Source organism: Flavobacterium sp. KACC 22761 (genome assembly GCF_034058155.1).
Classification (GTDB): domain Bacteria; phylum Bacteroidota; class Bacteroidia; order Flavobacteriales; family Flavobacteriaceae; genus Flavobacterium.
The window spans coordinates 2,214,443-2,233,525 of the sequence record NZ_CP139148.1; the positions used below are offsets into that span (position 1 = coordinate 2,214,443).

13 protein-coding genes are annotated in these 19,083 nt (G+C 35.3%); 12 read left to right on the top strand and 1 reads right to left on the bottom strand.

Annotated elements, in window-relative coordinates; genetic code table 11:
- Positions 1-81 precede the first annotated feature (81 nt).
- From SCB73_RS09620 to SCB73_RS09670, 11 genes are all read left to right on the top strand, one after another.
- Complete coding sequence (locus SCB73_RS09620) at positions 82-3,192, top strand: SusC/RagA family TonB-linked outer membrane protein (protein ID WP_320569815.1); 3,111 nt, start codon at positions 82-84, stop codon at positions 3,190-3,192.
- A 13-nt stretch (positions 3,193-3,205) separates the two neighbouring features.
- Positions 3,206-4,711 carry a RagB/SusD family nutrient uptake outer membrane protein gene (locus tag SCB73_RS09625; RefSeq protein ID WP_320569816.1) on the top strand — a complete coding sequence of 502 codons (1,506 nt, stop codon included), beginning with the start codon at positions 3,206-3,208 and terminating at the stop codon, positions 4,709-4,711.
- A 38-nt stretch (positions 4,712-4,749) separates the two neighbouring features.
- Positions 4,750-5,607: a hypothetical protein gene (locus SCB73_RS09630; RefSeq protein ID WP_320569817.1), complete on the top strand. Its 858-nt coding sequence runs from the start codon at positions 4,750-4,752 to the stop codon at positions 5,605-5,607.
- Positions 5,608-5,748: 141 nt separating this feature from the next.
- Positions 5,749-7,200, top strand: coding sequence for a glycoside hydrolase family 30 protein (locus SCB73_RS09635; RefSeq protein WP_320569818.1), 1,452 nt, complete (start codon positions 5,749-5,751; stop codon positions 7,198-7,200).
- Positions 7,201-7,292: 92 nt separating this feature from the next.
- Positions 7,293-8,762, top strand: coding sequence for a glycoside hydrolase family 30 protein (locus SCB73_RS09640; RefSeq protein ID WP_320569819.1), 1,470 nt, complete (start codon positions 7,293-7,295; stop codon positions 8,760-8,762).
- A 29-nt stretch (positions 8,763-8,791) separates the two neighbouring features.
- Positions 8,792-10,267 carry a glycoside hydrolase family 30 protein gene (locus tag SCB73_RS09645; RefSeq protein WP_320569820.1) on the top strand — a complete coding sequence of 492 codons (1,476 nt, stop codon included), beginning with the start codon at positions 8,792-8,794 and terminating at the stop codon, positions 10,265-10,267.
- A 30-nt stretch (positions 10,268-10,297) separates the two neighbouring features.
- Entirely contained in the window at positions 10,298-12,040 is a 1,743-nt protein-coding gene (locus SCB73_RS09650) for a cellulase family glycosylhydrolase (RefSeq protein ID WP_320569821.1), read from the top strand.
- Positions 12,041-12,071: 31 nt separating this feature from the next.
- Positions 12,072-13,145: a glycoside hydrolase family 16 protein gene (locus SCB73_RS09655; RefSeq protein WP_320569822.1), complete on the top strand. Its 1,074-nt coding sequence runs from the start codon at positions 12,072-12,074 to the stop codon at positions 13,143-13,145.
- 71 nt (positions 13,146-13,216) lie between these two features.
- A complete protein-coding gene (locus tag SCB73_RS09660) occupies positions 13,217-14,056 on the top strand; it encodes an endonuclease/exonuclease/phosphatase family protein (protein WP_320569823.1) in 840 nt (279 codons plus the stop codon).
- A 2-nt stretch (positions 14,057-14,058) separates the two neighbouring features.
- The gene (locus SCB73_RS09665) at positions 14,059-15,483 is read left to right on the top strand and encodes a glycoside hydrolase family 30 protein (RefSeq protein WP_320569824.1); all 1,425 of its coding nucleotides are present in this window, start codon (positions 14,059-14,061) and stop codon (positions 15,481-15,483) included.
- 14 nt (positions 15,484-15,497) lie between these two features.
- Positions 15,498-17,726: a glycoside hydrolase family 3 N-terminal domain-containing protein gene (locus tag SCB73_RS09670; protein WP_320569825.1), complete on the top strand. Its 2,229-nt coding sequence runs from the start codon at positions 15,498-15,500 to the stop codon at positions 17,724-17,726.
- A gap of 49 nt (positions 17,727-17,775) precedes the next feature.
- Here SCB73_RS09670 and SCB73_RS09675 read toward each other — a convergent pair whose 3' ends face one another.
- The gene (locus SCB73_RS09675; protein WP_320569826.1) at positions 17,776-18,033 is read right to left on the bottom strand and encodes a hypothetical protein; all 258 of its coding nucleotides are present in this window, start codon (positions 18,031-18,033) and stop codon (positions 17,776-17,778) included.
- Between the two features lie 276 nt (positions 18,034-18,309).
- Between SCB73_RS09675 and SCB73_RS09680 the strand changes: the two genes are divergently transcribed.
- Positions 18,310-19,065, top strand: coding sequence for an NUDIX hydrolase (locus SCB73_RS09680; RefSeq protein WP_413927829.1), 756 nt, complete (start codon positions 18,310-18,312; stop codon positions 19,063-19,065).
- Positions 19,066-19,083: the final 18 nt, after the last annotated feature.

Sequence of the window (19,083 nt, forward strand, 5' to 3'; positions counted from 1 at the left end):
TGAATTTTACTTGTTGATAGTAAAAAAATAACATTATTATTGCATCAAATTACTAATTAATTAACCAAAATTTTTAGAAAAATGAAATTAACAAAACTACTTGTTTTTTGTATTTCATCTCTGTTATTCTCGGTTATAGCTGTGGCTCAGGATGTCACAGTAAACGGAATAATAAATGATGAAAATGGGATGCCAGTTCCTGGTGCAACTGTTGTATTAAAAGGTACAAAAAAGTCTACTGCATCAGATTTTGATGGAAAATTCCAAATTCAAGCGCCTTCAAATGGTGTTTTGACAGTTACTTTTATTGGATACAGCACAATTAGTGAAGCTGTAAATGGAAGAACAAAAATTACATTTCAATTAAAACCAGAATCACAATCATTAAATGAAGTTGTGGTTGTTGGATACGGTACTCAAAAGAAATCAGTTGTTACTGGAGCAATTTCTAGTGTTAAAGCTGCAGATTTAGAGAAAGTACCAAACGGACGTGTGGAGCAGTCTTTACAAGGTAGAGTAGCGGGGGTTTCTGTTGCTGCTACTTCTGGACAGCCTGGTTCAGCTTCAAAAGTACGTGTTAGAGGTATCACTACTTTTAGAGAAGGCGGAAACGATCCTTTATGGGTTGTTGATGGTATCGCAGTAGATGCTGGAGCAATTGGTTTTATTAATCAAAGTGACATCGAGTCTATCGAGGTTCTTAAAGACGCTGCTTCGGCTGCTATTTATGGTACTCGTGCTGCAACTGGGGTTATCTTGGTTACAACTAAAAAAGGTAAATCAGGTAAAATTTCTGTAAATTATAATGGTTTTGCAGGAACTTCTGCACCAGCTAAAACATTAAACATGCTTAATGCTACTCAGTATGGAGCAATCATGAATGAGAAATCTTTAGCAGACGGTGGTCCTATTAAATATGCTGACCCTACAGCTTTAGGAAAAGGAACTGATTGGCAAGATGCAATCTTTAATCATTCAGCTTTTAGATACACTCACGAATTAAGCATTAGCGGCGGTGGTGAAAAATCTACTTTCTATGCTTCTTTTGGAATTCAAGATCAAGATGGTATCGTAGCTACAGAAATTTCAAACTATAGCAAAAAGAATTTCCGTTTAAACTCAACACACAAAATTTCTGATTATTTTACTTTCGGACAAACGTTTGGTTATACACACCAAAAAACTAAAGGAATTGGAAACACAAATAGTGAGTTTGGAGGACCTTTAAGTTCTGCAATCAATTTAGATCCAATTACTCCATTAGTTGAAACTGATCCTACTAAAAATACTGTTGGGTTCTATGCAAATCCAAACGTTATTAGAGATGCAAACGGAAATCCTTACGGAATTTCTACTTTAGTTCAACAAGAGATGAGTAACCCATTAGCTTATACTCAAACAAGATTAGGCGGTTACAGCTGGTCTGATGATTTTGTTGGAAACGCTTATTTAGAGGCAAATATTACAAGCCACTTAAAATTAAGAACTACACTTGGAGGTAAATTAGCTTACTGGGGAAGTGAAGGTTTTACACCTGTTTTCTTCTTAAATCCTAATATTAAGGCGGATAGAAACAATTACAACCAAAATAATGAAAAATCATTTGCTTGGACTCTTGAAAATACTTTAGCTTATGCTAACAAATTTGGAGATCATAATGTTAGCGTTTTGGCTGGACAAGGTGCTTATGTAGAGAATATTGGTAAAGCTGTTAACACAACAATGTTTGGACTTCCAATTACTAACTACAAAGATGCTTCTTGGAATTTTAATGTTCCTCAAACGGATAGATCAACATCTACAAGTGATAAAACACAACACAAGTTGGCTTCATTATTCTTACGTGCAAACTATGATTATATGGAGAAATATCTTTTCACTGGTATTGTTCGTCGTGATGGATCTACTCGTTTTGGAGATAATAAAAAATGGGGTGTTTTCCCTTCATTCTCTTTAGGTTGGGTTGTTTCAAAAGAAGGATTCTGGAAAGAAAACAATGTAGTTAATACTTTAAAAGTTCGTGGAGGTTATGGAGTTGTAGGTAACGATAACATTGATGACTTCAAATATAGAGCGGTAGTTGTTGGTGGATATAACTATGCAGTAGGAACTTCAGGTGATATTACAACTGGTTATGGAAACTCAACTTTGCCAAATCCTGATTTAGGATGGGAAGAAACATCTCAAACTACTATTGGTATTGATGCAAAACTTTTCAACGACTTTACATTAACTGCTGATTACTACAAAAAAACTACTAAAGGAATCTTGAGAGATGTTGTTATTCCTGGTTATGTTGGAGTTGTTACAGCGCCATCTGCAAATATCGCAGATATGGATAACAGTGGTTTTGAGATTGAATTAGGTTACAAGAAAAGACTTGGTGAGTTTAACTTAGGAGTTAACGGGAACGTTGCTTACTTGAAAAACGAAATCACTTATGTAGGTTCATCTACAAATTATATTGTTGGAGATGCTAGTTTCCAATCTATGGGACCTGTTACAAGAACTGCAGTTGGTCACTCTTTCAATGAGTTTTATGGTTACAAAACTGCTGGAATTTTTCAAAATGAAGCAGAAGTTGCAGCTTACAAAAATGCAGCTGGAGGATTAATTCAACCAAATGCTAAGCCAGGAGATTTCCGTTGGGTAGATACAAATGGTGATGGAGCTATTTCTGATGATGACAAGCAATTTTTAGGAACAAACTTGCCTAAATATACTTTCGGTCTTACATTAAACTTAGACTACAAAAACTTTGATTTTATGGCATTTGCTCAAGGAACTGCAGGAAGCAAAATTTTCCAAGGTTTAAGAAGACTTGATATCTTAAATGCAAACTACCAAACAAAAGCTTTAGAGCGTTGGGTTGGTGAAGGTACTTCAAATGATTACCCAAGATTAAGTAATAACGATCCAAATAAAAACTTCACTAACATGTCTGATTTTTATTTAGAAAATGGAAATTACTTACGCTTAAAAATCGTTCAGCTTGGTTATACAATGCCAGTTAATTTATCATCTAAAATTGGAGCTGACAAAATTCGTTTTTACCTAACAGGAGAAAACTTAATCACTTTTACAAAATATACTGGATATGACCCAGAAATTGGTGGTCAGGTTTATGGTGTAGATAAAGGAGTTTATCCACAAGCAAGATCTATTCTGTTTGGAGCAAACTTTCAATTTTAAAAATTAAAGAATTATGAAAAGTATAAAATTAAAATATATATATGTTGCATTGGCATTTGCCGCTTTAGGAGCTTGTTCTGAAGATTTTGTAACAATCGACCCAAAAGGACAATTTGACACAGATACTTATTTTTCTAATGAATCTGAGTGTTACGCTGCTTTAGTTGGAGTTTATGACCCACTAAGAAAAAATACTGGTGGTTTTGAAAACATGGTAGCCATGCTGAACGCTGGGTCTGATGATTTCTACGCTGGTGGAGGAGGTCCAACAGATGGAACTGGAATTCAAAATTTCTCTACACACTCACTTACATCTATTATCGTTCCTGGAAGTTATTGGAGCGACCATTATCAAGGAGTTTCTAGAGCAAATCTTTTATTGAATAAGCTACCAGCTGCTTCAATGGATAATAATAAAAGAGCTAGGTTTGCTGCAGAAGCAAAAACACTTCGTGCGTTTTACTATTTCAATTTAGTAAGATTGTTCAAAAATATTCCTTTGATTTTACAACCATTGAATACAAGTTCAATTTATAGTCCAGAGCAAGCAAAACCAGAAGAGGTATATGCACAAATAGAAAAAGACTTGTTAGAAGCAATTCCTGTTTTGCCAAATACAGTTGTAGCATCAACTGAAGCTGGAAGATTTAACAAAGGTGCTGCTCAAGCATTATTAGGTAAAGTATATTTATTTGAAGGTAAAAAAGCCGACGCAGCTGCAGTTTTGGCTCAAGTAAATGGAACGCCTGGACAAGCAAATCAATACGGAAATAAATTGTTGGCTAAATTCAGTGATTTATGGGTAGTTGCTAATAAATTCAACACAGAGTCTTTAATTGAAGTATCACACTCTAGTGCTGGTAACTCAAACTGGGATTTCTGGGGTTCTGGAAGAGATGAAGGAAACTCATTAAACGTTATGGTTGGACCAAGAGGTTATTCTAAAAAAGGTTCAAATGCACCAGATCTTCCATCAGGATGGAGCTTCAGCGTACCAACTCAAAAATTGTATGATTTCATGAAAAACGATCCTCGTTTTGCTGCGACAATTCTTGACGTTAAAGCGCTTAAAGCTGCTGGTGAAGCTGACTATATTGGTGGATACCAAGATACAGGTTATTTCTTGAACAAATTCCTTCCAAGAACTGGCGATGTTCGTACAGGTGGAGGTGCTGCCGAGTTAAACTACAAACAAAATTCTTATGTTATCAGACTTGCTGATACTTACTTAATGGAAGCAGAAGCATTAGGTTCTGGACCAAGAGCGCAAGCATTACTTGATGCAGTTAGAGCTAGAGTTGGTCTTGCATCAGTTCCTGTAACATTAGACGCTATTAAAGCTGAAAGAAGAATGGAGTTAGCTGGTGAAGGACACAGATTCTTTGATTTAGTAAGATGGGGAGATGCTGCTGCGGCATTATCTGATAGAGGTTTCAACGCTGGAACTGACGAGATTTTCCCTATTCCATATACTGAGTTAAATGGAACTAAATTGAAACAAAATCCTAACTACCAATAGTCAATAACTGAATAACAGTAACCAAATACCACAAAAAAATGAACCTAAATATAAATATAAAAAGAAGTGTATTCCTAATGCTAGCTATAGCATTAGGTACACTATCAAGCTGTGATGACGAGGTTAATCCTAATACATTAATAGCTTCAAACGTTGATGCTTCATTTACTCTAACTCCTGTAGCGGGTGCAGTAAACACTTATCTTGCAACAGCACAGACTAAGGGTGTAATCTCATCAATGTGGGATACTGGAACTGGTGCTTCACCAGGAAAAATGACTCAAACTATTGTTCTTCCAGATGCTGGAACTTACACAATTACACATACAGCTATTGGAGCAGGAGGTGCAACAGGTACAGCAAAGACTCAAGTAGTTGTGGCAACTTCAGACCCTGTAAAAGGTAACCTTGTAAAAGGTGGTTCTTTTGCAACTGCTGCTGACCAAGCTAATTGGAAAAAAGTGATTTATGGAGCTGGTGGTGACTGGACGTATAGTGCTAAAGGAGCTACCGTAAGTGGTGGTCACGCAGGAATCTATCAAGCAATAGATGTTGTAAAAGACAAAGAATACACTGTTGATATGGTTGTTTCTGGTGGAGCTTCAACTGATATGTGGTTTGAAGTTTATGCAGGAAAAACAGATCCAGCTACAGTTTCAGGAGATTATAGTGACGGAGGAGCTGTTATGGGATTAAACACTTGGAATGGCTGTGGAAACAATACAGTATCAGGTAAGTTATCTGCTGTTGGATGTGTAAAAAATGCTAGATTAGGTACAGTTAGCAATGTTGTAAAATTTGATATTACAGGAAAAATTTATTTGATGATTAGATGCGGTGGAGGAATTGCTCCAGGCGGTATCACAATCAAAGGCGTGGAATTACGCGGAAAATAATAAAGATTAAGTTAAGTTTAAGTTTGGTTGTAAATAGCCCATAATCGTTATGAGTATGGGCTATTTTTTAAATCCTTCCTTAAGCTGTCAGGAAATGAGTTTCTGAGAACTTGCAATTAGAAATAATATAATAAGGAAAGAATGAAAAATAATAGTTTAAAAATTCTATGTTTTTTGTTTTCAGTGGCAGCCTTTGCCCAGCCTAAAGCAAAAAAAGAATTTACAACCAACGGAAAAAAAATTACCGTATATACTACAGCTGAAAATTCTAATTTAAGATTAACTTCTACAGATAATTTGACATTTTCAGCATCAAAGCAACCCCTTGAAATAGAATCTTCTGTTTTTGTAGAACCATCAAAAAAATTCCAGACTTTTATGGGAATTGGTGGAGCTATTACAGACGCGAGTGCCGAAATTTTTGCTAAACTTTCAAAAGAAAAACAAGAAGAATTTTTAAATGCCTACTATGATAAACAAAAAGGAATTGCCTATTCTTTGCTAAGAACAACAATTCAAAGCTCTGATTTTAGCAGTGGAAGCTATTCTTATATTGAAGAAGGTGATAAAGATTTGAAAACTTTCTCTATTGATCATGACAGACAATTTCGCATTCCATTGATCAAACAAGCTATCGCAAAAGCGGGCGGAAAATTGACAACTTATGTAGCTCCTTGGTCGCCAAATGCGTTCATGAAAGACAATAAAAATGTCTTAAAAGGAGGAACATTACTGCCTGAATACTACCAAACTTGGGCTAATTTTTATGCAAAATTCATTAAGGCTTATGAAAAAGAAGGTATTCCAATTTGGGGAACTTCAACTCAAAATGAGCCGATGGCGGTTCAAACTTGGGAATCGTGCATTTATACTGCCGAAGCCGAAAGAGATTTTATCAAAAATTTCCTTGGGCCAACTTTGAAAAAAGAAAAATTAGGTGACGTAAAAATCATTGCATGGGATCACAATCGTGATTTGATGAATTACAGAGCCAACGTAATTTACTCTGATCCAGAAGCTTCTAAATATGTTTGGGGAATGGGTTTTCACTGGTATGAAAACTGGTCTGGAGGAGCTTCAATGTTTGACAATGTTGGAAAAGTAAACGAAGCGTATCCAAACAAAGGGCTTTTATTCACAGAAGGCTGTGTTGAAAAATTTGATGCAAAAAAATATCAGTTTTGGGCTAATGGCGAAAGATATGGTATTTCAATGATAAATGATTTCAACAACGGAACAGCGGGTTGGACAGATTGGAATATCCTTTTAGATCAAAACGGAGGGCCAAATCACGTTGGTAATTTTTGTTTTGCTCCAATTCATGCTGATACAACAACAGGGGAGTTGATTTATACACCATCTTACTATTACATCGGACATTTTTCGAAATTTATTCGCCTAAATGCTGTTCGAGTTAGTACCGCTGTAAGCAGAAGTGCACTATTAAGTACTTCATTTTTAAATACTGATGGAACAATGGCAACAATTGTCATGAACCAATCAGATAAAGAGATTACCTATAACTTGATTATAGCTTCTGAGAAGACTGTAGTTAAGATTCCTGCACACGCAATCCAAACGCTTGTATATTAATATTTTATTGGTAAATGACGAGGGTTGATCTGAATCATCCAAATCGACCCTCAATTTACTTTTTCTAATCAAATCCCTTTTTTGAAAGTACAATGAAAGCCATAAGCAGCATTTTAATCGCCCCAATACTATTATTGCAATTTAGTTGTAATTCATCAAAAATTGCAGATGCTTCTGCGGTTTCTGGTTCCAAATCAAATAAGAAAATAGAGGTTTATACTACGGCCGAAAATACCAATCTGAAATTAACATTATCAAATAACTTAATTTCAAACAACACATCACAACAAACAAATTCAACAGTATCTATTAATGTAGATGCTGCACAAACAGACCAGACTTTCCTCGGGATTGGAGGTGCAATTACAGATGCAAGTGCCGAAGTTTTTGCCAAGTTATCTCCAAAAAAACAGCAGGAATTTCTAAATGCATATTACGATAAAAATAAAGGAATTGGTTATTCATTAGCCAGAACCAACATACATAGCTGTGATTTTAGCAGTGACAGTTACACTTATATTGCTGAAGGTGACAAAGAACTAAAAACCTTCAACATTGATCACGATCGAAAATATAGAATTCCACTTCTTAAAAAAGCAATCAAAACAGCCGGCGGGAAATTAACCTTATTTGTCAGTCCGTGGAGTCCCCCAGCTTTTATGAAAGACAATAATGATATTTTGCACGGCGGCGTTTTATTGCCAGAATTTGCACAATCATGGGCAAATTATTATGTGAAATTTATTAGAGAATATGAAAAAGAAGGTATTCCGATTTGGGGATTAACCATTCAAAATGAGCCAGCGGCAAAACAAAGATGGGAATCTTGCATATATACTCCAGAAGCTGAAAGAGATTTCTTGAAGAATTTCCTTGGACCAACTTTACAAAAAGAAGGACTTGCTTCAAAAAATGTAATTATCTGGGATCATAACCGTGGAGAAATGCTTGAAAAAAGAGCAAATCTTGTTTTCTCTGATCCTGAAGTTTCAAAATATGCATGGGGAATCGGATTCCACTGGTATGAAACATGGAGTGGCGGTCCACCAAGATTTGAATCTGTTGGTGTTGTCCACAAAGCGTTTCCAAACAAAGGACTTTTATTTACAGAAGGATGCATTGAAAAATTTGATGCGTCAAGATTTCAGTTTTGGGGAAATGCTGAACGTTATGGTCTTAATATGATCAACGATTTCAACAACGGAACAGTAGGTTGGACAGATTGGAATATTCTTTTGGACCAAAACGGAGGACCAAATCATGTTGGCAATTTTTGCTTTGCACCAATCCATGCTGACACGACGAAAGATGAATTGATCTACACGCCGATGTACTATTATATTGGACATTTTTCAAAATTCATTCATACAAATGCGAAACGCATAACACAAACAATAAGTGATAAAACCCTTTTGAGTACGTCTTTTAAAAATACTGACGGAAAAATTGCCACTATTGTTATGAATCAATCAGATAAAGAAGTTGTATATAATTTAACCAGCAACACTTTAAAAACTACTATAACTATCCCGGCACACGCTATACAAACAATTGTTTACTAAGCGGTACTATTAACTAAAAAACTAAAAAAATGAACTTTAATTCGAAAACCACTATAAAAGCACTATTTCTTGCTTTAGCAATTTTTACGCAAGTAAAATGTTCATCGTCAAATGATGCTACAGATCCAACACCTGTAACTCCTCCCGTTGTGACGCCACCAGTAACAGTAACAAATGATGTTGATTTTTGGCTGACAAAGGGAGACCAAAGTGTTCTTTTGGCTAAACAAAATACAACTTTAGGGTTTAATACATCATACAACACATATCCTAATATTGTTGTAGATGACGCATTAAAATACCAAACTGTTGATGGTTTTGGTTACACACTAACAGGAGGAAGTGCTGAAATGATAAATCAATTAACGCCAGCTAAAAAGAGCGCTCTTTTGCAAGAATTATTTGGCTCAAGCGAAACTTCAATCGGCATAAGTTATATCCGAATTAGTATCGGTGCTTCAGATTTACATGGATCATCATTTACTTATGATGATATTGCAACTGGTGAAACCGATTTGGATTTGGCTAAATTTAGTTTAGAAAAAGATAAAGCAGGCGTAATTGCTCTTTTGAAAGAAATTTTAGCGATTAATCCTAAAATTTTGATTTTGGCAACGCCTTGGACAGCGCCACTTTGGATGAAGGATAAAAACAGTTTTGTTGGAGGAAAATTGCAGACTCAATATTATGATGTTTACGCAAAATATTTTGTAAAATACATTCAGCAAATGAAAGCTGAAGGAATTACAATTGATGCCGTAACGCCACAAAATGAGCCATTACACGATGGGAATAATCCAAGTATGTATATGTCTGCTTTAGAACAGACTAATTTTATAAAATCAAATTTAGGACCTGCATTTAAGGCTGCCGGACTTAAAACAAAAATTATTGCTTATGATCACAATTGCGATCAGCCGGGTTATCCAAAAGCAGTGTTGGCAGATGCCGATGCATTTCCTTTTGTAGATGGTTCTGCATTTCACTTATATGCGGGAGATATCAGCGCACTTTCAAATGTGTACAATGCTTTTCCAACTAAAAATGTTTATTTCACAGAACAATGGACTTCGTCTACAGGAGATTTTGGAGGTGATTTAAAGTGGCATCTCAAAAATGTAGTGATCGGTTCAATGAGAAATTATAGTAAGAATGCATTAGAATGGAATCTTGCAAATAATGGATCTTTTGAGCCTCATACGCAAGGCGGATGTACAATGTGTAAAGGTGCTTTGACCATAACATCAAGCGAAACTTTTCAGCGTAATGTTGCTTATTATATTATTGCTCATGCCTCAAAATTTGTTCCGGCGGGTTCAGTTAGAATTTCTAGCAATACTAGTGGAAATCTTCAAAATGTCGCTTTTATTACACCAACAGGTTCTAAAGTTTTAATTGTAGAAAATGACGGATCTGGAGTAGAAGTTTTCAACATCAAATACAATGACAAATGGGTGACTATTACATTGGAAGCTGGTGCAGTGGGAACATTTACTTGGAAATAAAACAATTTTGAACAGAAAATAGTTTTCAGCATGAAAAAAATAATTATTGCAACTCAACTTTTATTTACTGTTGCTTCATTTGGGCAAGGGTTTCTGCATCGAGATGGACAAAATATAGTTGACGGAAATGGCAAAAATATAATTTTAAGAGGTTTAGGTCTCGGAGGATGGATGGTTCAAGAAGGCTATATGTTGCAGACACAGCCTTTTGCAAGTCCACAGTATCAGATTAAACAAAAAATTCAGGACGTTGTTGGAGAACAAGGAACAAAAGAATTTTATGCGGCTTACAAAGCAAACGGAATCACAAAACGTGATATTGATTCATTAGCTAAATGGGGTTTCAATTCGGTTCGTCTTCCAATGCATTACAATCTATATACACCATCAATTCAAGAAGAAAAAAATGGTGAAATTACTTGGATTGAAGAAGGTTTCGCGATTACCGATAATCTAGTGAAATGGTGCGCTGAGAATAAAATGTACTTGATTTTAGATTTGCACGCAGCACCAGGAGGACAAGGAAATGACGCAGCAATTTCGGATTACGATACTACGAAACCATCACTTTGGAACAGCGAAGCCAATCAGAAAAAAATGATTGCTTTATGGAAAAAATTGGCTTCTCGTTACAGAGACAATCAATGGATTGGTGGATACGATATTATAAATGAGCCAAACTGGAATTTTACTGGAACCAATAAAAATGGCTGTGATGAAAATTCAAACGGACCATTGAGAGATTTGATGGTTGCAGTGACAAAAGCCATTCGCGAAGTCGATCCAAATCACTTGGTAATTATTGAAGGAAACTGTTGGGGAAATAATTACAACGGAATTTTTCCTTTATGGGATGAAAATATGGCGTTGAGTTTTCACAAATATTGGAACTACAACACGATTGGTTCAATCCAAAAAATGTTGGATTACAGAAAACAATATAATGTGCCAATTTGGTTAGGAGAAAGTGGCGAGAACTCTAATGTTTGGTTCAAAGATGTTCTGACTTTGGTAGAAAGCAATAATATTGGTTGGGCTTTTTGGCCAATGAAGAAAATAGAAAATATTGCCGGTGTAACTTCGGTTACAAAAATTCCTGACTATGATGTTTTGTTGAAATATTGGAAAGATGGCGGGCAAAAGCCAACTCCAGAATTTGCAAAGAAAACTTTAATGAAAATGGCAGATAATTATAAAATGGAAAACGTAACCGTTAAGCCAGATGTAATTGATGCGATGTTCAGACAAGTGCAAACAAATGATACAAAACCATATAAAAAACATGTAATTCCAGGGAAAATTGCTGCAACCCAGTATGATTTAGGAACAAATGGATATGCATATTCAGATAAAGATTTTATCAACTACAGAGTAGAAACTGGAAATTTTGACCAATGGAATAAAGGAAACACCATGCGAAATGATGGTGTAGATATTTTGCCATGTAAAGATTCTGGATCAAATGGTTATCAGGTTTCATTTATTGAAGATGGCGAATGGTTGCAATTTACTTCTGAAGTAAAAAAGCAAGGAATTTATAAGGTTGCGATTCGTTACTCAAGTGAAAAATCAGAAGGGAAACTTTATTTTGAAACTGAGAACGGAAAAAAATCAGAAGCAATTGTGCTTCCTGCAACAGGAGGAAATGATAAATGGAAAACAGTCGTTTTATCTGGAATTCAATTAGAAGCTGGAACAAACAAAATTAAAGCTGTTTTTGAAAAAGGAGGCTTCAATTTGAATTATTTGGATTTTTCTGAAGGGAAAAAATAAGCTTCAAAAAACTAACTAAAAACCAAAACCAATGAACCTAAATACTTTAATAAAGAAAATAAGCTTTTTGATAGCCTTGTTATTTGTCTTCCAATCCTGCAGCGGTGGAAGTGATTCTGGTGATGATACGCCTGTTGCGACTGGTCCATCAAATCTTTCGGTTCAAGTAGAAGTTATTGGAAAAACAGCAGATAAACCTGATGGCGACGGAAGCGGAAAAATAAAACTTACTATTTCAGCAACAAATGCAACGTCTTATAAGGTTTTGATCGATAATCAATTAAAAGAAATTACGACTGGAGATTTTACTTATGAATTTTCCGGTTCTGGAACTAAAAATTATCCAATAGTGGTTTCAGCTTACAACGGATTAAAGTTTGTAAGCACAACAACTTCTGTCAATATTTTTGTTGCAAGAAAACTGCTTTGGGCTGATGAGTTTGATGTAAATGGTGCACCAAATTCTTCAAAATGGGGATATAATACTGGAACCGGCGATGGCTGGGGAAATAACGAATTAGAATATTATACCACTCGTCCTGAAAACGTGATTGTTGAAAATGGAATTTTAAAAATAAAAGCAATAAAAGAAGAATATATGGGAAGCCATTATACTTCGGCAAGAATGCTTACAAAAGGGAAATTTTCATTTAAATACGGCCGTGCCGAAGTTCGCGCAAAATTGCCAGTTGGTGGCGGAACTTGGCCAGCTTTCTGGATGTTGGGGGACAATATTGATACAGCACCGTGGCCTGCGTGTGGTGAGGTTGATATTTTAGAGTCAGTTGGAAATAACCCAAATGTTAATCATTCTTCATTGCATTCACCTGGACGTTCAGGAAACACGCCTGATACAGCTATTACAACAGTTCCAAACTCGGCTACAGAATTTCACGTTTATGCCGCAGAATGGAGCGCAGAAAGCATCAAGTTTTATGTAGATGATAATTTGTTTTATACTTACGGAAACAGTAGTTCGACACCATTTAATGCCAAGTTTTTCTTGATTTTGAATTTAGCCATGGGCGGAAATTTTGGCGGAAAAGTAGATCCCAACTTTACCAGCGCAACGTTCGAAGTGGATTACGTTAGAGTATATAATTAACATAATTTTTAAATGATTTATTTTTTGTAAAGCCTCGGAAAACCTAGCTTTACGAGATTAAATTTTTAAATATGAAAACAGTAAATAAAATAGTTTTAGCAGTAATGCTTGTTTTGGCAAGTCAATCTTTTTTTGGTCAGAATTTGAAATTGATGACCTATAATATTCGTTTGGATGTAGCTTCAGATGGTGAAAATGCTTGGCCAAATAGAAAGGAATATTTTGCTTCTCAGTTGCAGTTTTATAGTCCGGATATTTTTGGGATTCAGGAAGGATTGCCAAATCAAGTAATTGATATTGCATCGGCTTTGCCAAATTATGCCAAGTTTGGGATTGGAAGAGAGGAGAACGGAACGGGAGAAGCGGCTGCGATATTTTATAAAAAAGATCGTTTTCAGGTGCAGCAATCAAATACATTTTGGTTGTCTGAAACACCAAATAAAGTTTCTAAAGGCTGGGATGGCGCTTGCAACAGAGTTTGTACATATGGACTCTTTAAAGATCTAAAAACAAAAAAGACATTTTGGGTTTTTAATCTTCACCTAGATCATATTGGTGAAGTTGCGAGAGTAAAAGGAGTTGAACTTGTTTTGTCGAAGATTGCAGAACTGAATACTAAAAAACTTCCTGTTTTTTTAATGGGAGATTTCAATTCCGAACCTGATACGAAACAAATTTTAGAAATAAAAAGGGTTATGGATGATACCAAAGATGTTTCAAAAGAAAAACCATTTGGTCCTTATGGAACTTTCAATGCATTCCAACATGACAAACCAGTGAACCTATTGATCGATTATATTTTTGTGTCGAAAAATAGCGGACTTAAAATTCAAAAACATGCAGTTTTAAGTGATTCGAAAGATTTAAAATATCCGTCAGATCATTTACCTGTTCTAATAGAAATAGATTGAATATGAAAAACATCAACAAAAAACTTCAAATTTTACTTTTACTGCCTTTGATCGCAGTTCAAATAAAATGCGGAACTTCAAAAAACACAGCGGCCAATTCTGGTAAAGCTGAGTCTTGGATTACTACGACAGATGAAACATCAAAATTGAAAAAACAGCCAGATTTGGTTTTTAATTCTGATGCAAATTCGAATCAAACCATTACGGTTGACGCTTCGCAAAAATTCCAAACTATTGAAGGTTTTGGATTTTCTTTGACAGGAGGAAGCGCTCAAACCATTTTGAAATTGGATAAGGCTAAAAGAGAGGCATTGCTTCAAGAGCTTTTTTCAAGAAAAAATGATGCGATTGGTATAAGTTATTTAAGAATCAGTATTGGTGCTTCAGATTTGAATGAAGTAGTTTTTTCGTATGATGATATGCCAGAAGGACAAACCGATTTAAAACTGGAGCATTTTAATCTTGGACCAGACTTGAAAGATGTCGTTCCGGTTTTAAAGGAGATTTTAGCCATAAATCCGAAAATTAAAATTATGGGTTCGCCGTGGTCGCCACCAGTTTGGATGAAAGACAACGGAAGCTCAAAAGGTGGTAGTTTACAGCCAAAATACTACCAAGTTTACGCTGAATATTTTGTGAGATATATTCAGGCAATGAAAGCGCAAGGAATTGTAATTGACGCTATCACGCCTCAGAATGAACCTTTACATCCGGGAAACAATCCGAGTATGTTGATGCTGGCTGAACAACAAGCAGATTTTATTGGAAATAATCTAGGACCAGCTTTTAAGGCAGCCGGAATCAAAACTAAAATTATTGTTTACGATCATAATTGCAACAAGCCAGAATATCCTTTGACGATTTTAAAAGATCCAAAAGCAAATCCTTATGTTGCAGGTTCTGCATTTCACTTATATGAAGGTGACATCAGTGCTTTGACAACAGTTCATGATGCATTCCCGAATAAAGATTTGTACTTCACAGAGCAATATACGGGATCAAAAAGTAGTTTTGAAAACGATTTGAAATGGAGTGTAAAAAATGTTGTAATTGGTTCTATGCGCAACTGGAGTAAAAATGCACTTTCATGGGGATTGGCAAATGATGAATATTATAAGCCATTTACGCCAGGAGGTTGCTCAACTTGCAAAGGTGCTTTAATGATTGATCAAAATCAAAACATTAAGAGAGAAGTTGGATATTATATTATTGGTCATGCTTCAAAATTTGTTCCTGAAGGTTCAGTAAGAATTGGAAGCAATATCGCAGGAAACTTACATAATGCGGCTTTCAAAACTCCATCAGGACAAATTGTTCTAATTGTAGAAAATGATGGAACGGCAGCAGAAACATTCAATATCAAATACAATCAAAAACAAATTTCAACTACTTTAAATGCAGGTGCAGTAGCAACTTACGTTTGGTAACCAAAATTAAATTCATGAAAAAAATAACCACATTTGCCTTGTTGATGGCAGCGCTTTTTGCGACAGCTCAGCAGCAGACAATAGATCAGAAAGTAAATGATTTATTGAAAAAAATGACTATTGAGGAAAAAATTGGTCAGCTTAATCAATATACAGGTGACAATCAAGCAACAGGACCAATTACAATAAATCCCAATAAAGAATCTGAAATTAAAGCAGGATTGATTGGTTCGATGCTGAATATCATTGGAACAAAATATACAAGACAGTATCAGCAATTAGCAATGCAATCACGTCTTAAAATTCCGTTGTTGTTTGGTCAAGATGTTATTCATGGTTACAAAACAACATTCCCGATTCCATTGGCTGAGGCAGCAAGCTGGGATTTGGCAGCAATCGAATTAGCAGCTAGAGTCGCAGCGACAGAAGCATCTGCAAGTGGAATTCACTGGACATTTGCTCCAATGGTCGATATTGGGCGTGACCCAAGATGGGGAAGAGTTATGGAAGGAGCAGGAGAAGATACTTATCTAGGTTCTAAAATTGCTTATGCACGCGTAAAAGGTTTTCAAGGAAATAAGTTAGGAGACTTGAATTCGGTGATGGCTTGCGTGAAACACTTTGCTGCTTATGGTGCTGGTGTTGGCGGAAGAGATTATAACTCAGTTGATATGAGCGAAAGAATGTTGTTGGAAACCTATTTGCCACCATTCAAAGCGGCTTTAGATGCTGGAGCAGCAACTTTTATGAATTCGTTCAATGACTTAAACGGAATTCCAGCTACTGGAAACGCACATTTGCAACGCGATATTTTAAAAGGAAAATGGAATTTTCAAGGTTTCGTAGTTTCTGACTGGGGATCAATTGGTGAAATGGTAGCGCACGGTTATTCAAAAGATTTGAAAGAAGCTGCTTATTCGGCAATCACTGCGGGAAGTGATATGGATATGGAAAGTAATGCATACCGCTACAATCTTGCAGCTTTAGTAAAAGAAGGAAGAGTTTCAATTGATTTGATTGATGATGCAGTGAAACGTATTTTACGCAAGAAATTCGAATTAGGTTTGTTTGATGATCCATACAAATATTCAGATGATAAAAGAGCTGAAAAAGTTTTAGGAAATCCTGAAAACCGAAAAGCCGCACTTGAAGTTGCTGAGAAAAGTATCGTCTTGTTGAAAAACGAAAATCAGACTTTGCCACTTTCTAAAAACCTGAAAACTATTGCTTTTATTGGTCCAATGGTGAAAGAATACAAAGCCAATATGGGATTCTGGGCTGTTGAATTACCAGAAGTAAATTACGATAAATGGGTAGTTTCGCAATGGGATGGTTTACAGAATAAAGTTGGAAAAAATACCAAATTGCTGTACGCAAAAGGATGTGAAGTTGATGGGGACAACAAAGATGGTTTTGCAGAAGCAGTTGCAACTGCTAAACAAGCTGATGTTGTAATTTTAAGTATTGGTGAAAGACACAATATGAGCGGTGAAGCAAAAAGCCGAAGCGATCTTCATATTCCTGGCGTTCAAGAAGATTTAGTAAAAGAAATTATGGCAACTGGAAAACCGGTTGTGGTTTTAGTAAATGCTGGAAGACCACTTATTTTCAATTGGACTGCAGACAATGCTCCCGCAATTGTATATACATGGTGGTTAGGTACTGAAGCTGGAAATGCAATCGCTGATGTTTTATTTGGAGATTACAATCCGTCTGGAAAATTGCCTATGACTTTCCCAAGAGAAGTAGGACAAGTGCCAATTTATTACAACCACTTCAGCACAGGACGTCCTGCAAAAAATGAAGATTCTAAAAACTATGTTTCAGCTTATATCGATTTGAAAAACTCACCAAAATTTCCATTTGGATACGGTTTGAGTTATACAAAATTCAATTATTCTGATTTGAAATTATCTTCAACAAAAATCAAAAGCAACGAAACAATTAAAGTTTCTTTTCAATTGTCGAATGTTGGAAAAGTAGCGGGTGAAGAAGTGGCGCAACTTTATTTAAAAGACAAATTTGGATCTGTAGTGCGACCAGTTTTAGAATTAAGAGATTTCCAGAAAGTGAAATTGAATCCAGGTGAATCTAAAACAATTGAATTTACAATTGATAAAGAAAAACTTTCTTTCTACAATAATAAATTAGAATGGGTTGCTGAACCAGGCGATTTCGAAGTAATGATCGGAGCTTCTTCAGCAGATATAAAACTTAGAGCAGACTTTGAATTAGTACAATAGTAAAAGTCAATTTAAATTTTGGCGTTATGGATTTTATAAAAGTTTTGAGTTATTTCAAAACAGTATTTATAAAATCCATAGCGCCAATTCCTTTGTATGAAGCACACAAAGCTTTGTCAAAAGCTTCGCGTTTTGCTTTTTTATCTTTAGCTTCAGTTTCGATAATCATTTGATTGAAAATTTTCTCCTGTTGCTCACTGTATTTTATGGATTCCTCCAATAAATAAGTTTTTGAAACAAATCCGAAAGAAGTCCAAATTTTTGTTCGTATTCTTTGATTTATATTTTTTAATGGATTAGTGCTCATATCTCTCACGCTGATTTACTGAATCACAAAATAATTGTAATAATTTACTCTCTTTTAACTTAAAATAATAACAAATTTATTTAAATGTGTTATTATGACGCAATGTACTTATTTTTTTTATATTTGATTTTAATTTTAAGTTAAAATTGTGATAGACACACTTATTTAATAAAGACTAATTTTGATTGTAACCACTTTGATTGGATTTATTTTCATTAAAATGAAGTAAATTGCAGCGTTGTTCTAAAATCAAAAAGTCGTATTTAAATGGCAAAAATGTTAAAAGACATTATAGAAAATAATGAAAATTATCAGCCGGGATTGTCAATTGATTGCGTCATTTTTGGCTTTCATGATAATCAACTCAAGGTTCTTCTGATTAAAGTGGCAACAAACCCAAAATGGTCTTTGCCTGGTGGTTTCATTCCTATTGATCAAGATATTGATACTGCCGCAGTTACTATTTTGAACGACAGAACTGGTGTTGATGGCATTTTTTTAAGACAGTTTGCGACTTTTGGAAAAGTGAAACGCAACGATCAACATTTTGATAAGCAGGTTTTAGAATATCTAGAAATTGAAGAGGCAAAAGGCAAATGGCTGATGCGACGTTTTGTGACAATTGGTTATTATGCTTTGGTCGATTTTTTGAAAACAATTCCGAAACCTTCGAGTGAATTTGAAATTATAGAATGGATTGATCATAAAGAAGTTCCCGAATTAATTTTAGATCACCGTGAAATTCTTGATAAAGCATTGGATACTTTAAGAATGGAACTGAATTTAATGCCCATCGGTTACAATTTATTGCCAGAAAAATTTACAATGCCTGAACTTCAAAAATTGTACGAAACGATTTTGGATAAAAAGTTGGACCGAAGAAACTTCCTCCGAAAAATAACCAACATTGGAATTGTAAAAAAACTTGACGAAAAGAAAAGCAACGTAGCACACAAAGCACCGAATTTATATTCTTTTGATAAAGAAAAATACGATGAAGTCTTAAAAAATGGACTGAGTCAAGGTTGGTAAAATAGGATTCTAATCTTT

What these genes read in the sequence shown, in the direction of transcription:
- SCB73_RS09655 (WP_320569822.1), top strand. Translation starts at nt 12,072, where the DNA reads ATGAACCTAAATACTTTAATAAAGAAAATAAGCTTTTTGATAGCCTTG.
- SCB73_RS09650 (WP_320569821.1), top strand. Translation starts at nt 10,298, where the DNA reads ATGAAAAAAATAATTATTGCAACTCAACTTTTATTTACTGTTGCTTCA.
- SCB73_RS09645 (WP_320569820.1), top strand. Translation starts at nt 8,792, where the DNA reads ATGAACTTTAATTCGAAAACCACTATAAAAGCACTATTTCTTGCTTTA.
- SCB73_RS09665 (WP_320569824.1), top strand. Translation starts at nt 14,059, where the DNA reads ATGAAAAACATCAACAAAAAACTTCAAATTTTACTTTTACTGCCTTTG.
- SCB73_RS09675 (WP_320569826.1), bottom strand. Translation starts at nt 18,033, where the DNA reads ATGAGCACTAATCCATTAAAAAATATAAATCAAAGAATACGAACAAAA.
- SCB73_RS09635 (WP_320569818.1), top strand. Translation starts at nt 5,749, where the DNA reads ATGAAAAATAATAGTTTAAAAATTCTATGTTTTTTGTTTTCAGTGGCA.
- SCB73_RS09625 (WP_320569816.1), top strand. Translation starts at nt 3,206, where the DNA reads ATGAAAAGTATAAAATTAAAATATATATATGTTGCATTGGCATTTGCC.
- SCB73_RS09680 (WP_413927829.1), top strand. Translation starts at nt 18,310, where the DNA reads ATGTTAAAAGACATTATAGAAAATAATGAAAATTATCAGCCGGGATTG.
- SCB73_RS09660 (WP_320569823.1), top strand. Translation starts at nt 13,217, where the DNA reads ATGAAAACAGTAAATAAAATAGTTTTAGCAGTAATGCTTGTTTTGGCA.
- SCB73_RS09620 (WP_320569815.1), top strand. Translation starts at nt 82, where the DNA reads ATGAAATTAACAAAACTACTTGTTTTTTGTATTTCATCTCTGTTATTC.
- SCB73_RS09640 (WP_320569819.1), top strand. Translation starts at nt 7,293, where the DNA reads ATGAAAGCCATAAGCAGCATTTTAATCGCCCCAATACTATTATTGCAA.
- SCB73_RS09630 (WP_320569817.1), top strand. Translation starts at nt 4,750, where the DNA reads ATGAACCTAAATATAAATATAAAAAGAAGTGTATTCCTAATGCTAGCT.
- SCB73_RS09670 (WP_320569825.1), top strand. Translation starts at nt 15,498, where the DNA reads ATGAAAAAAATAACCACATTTGCCTTGTTGATGGCAGCGCTTTTTGCG.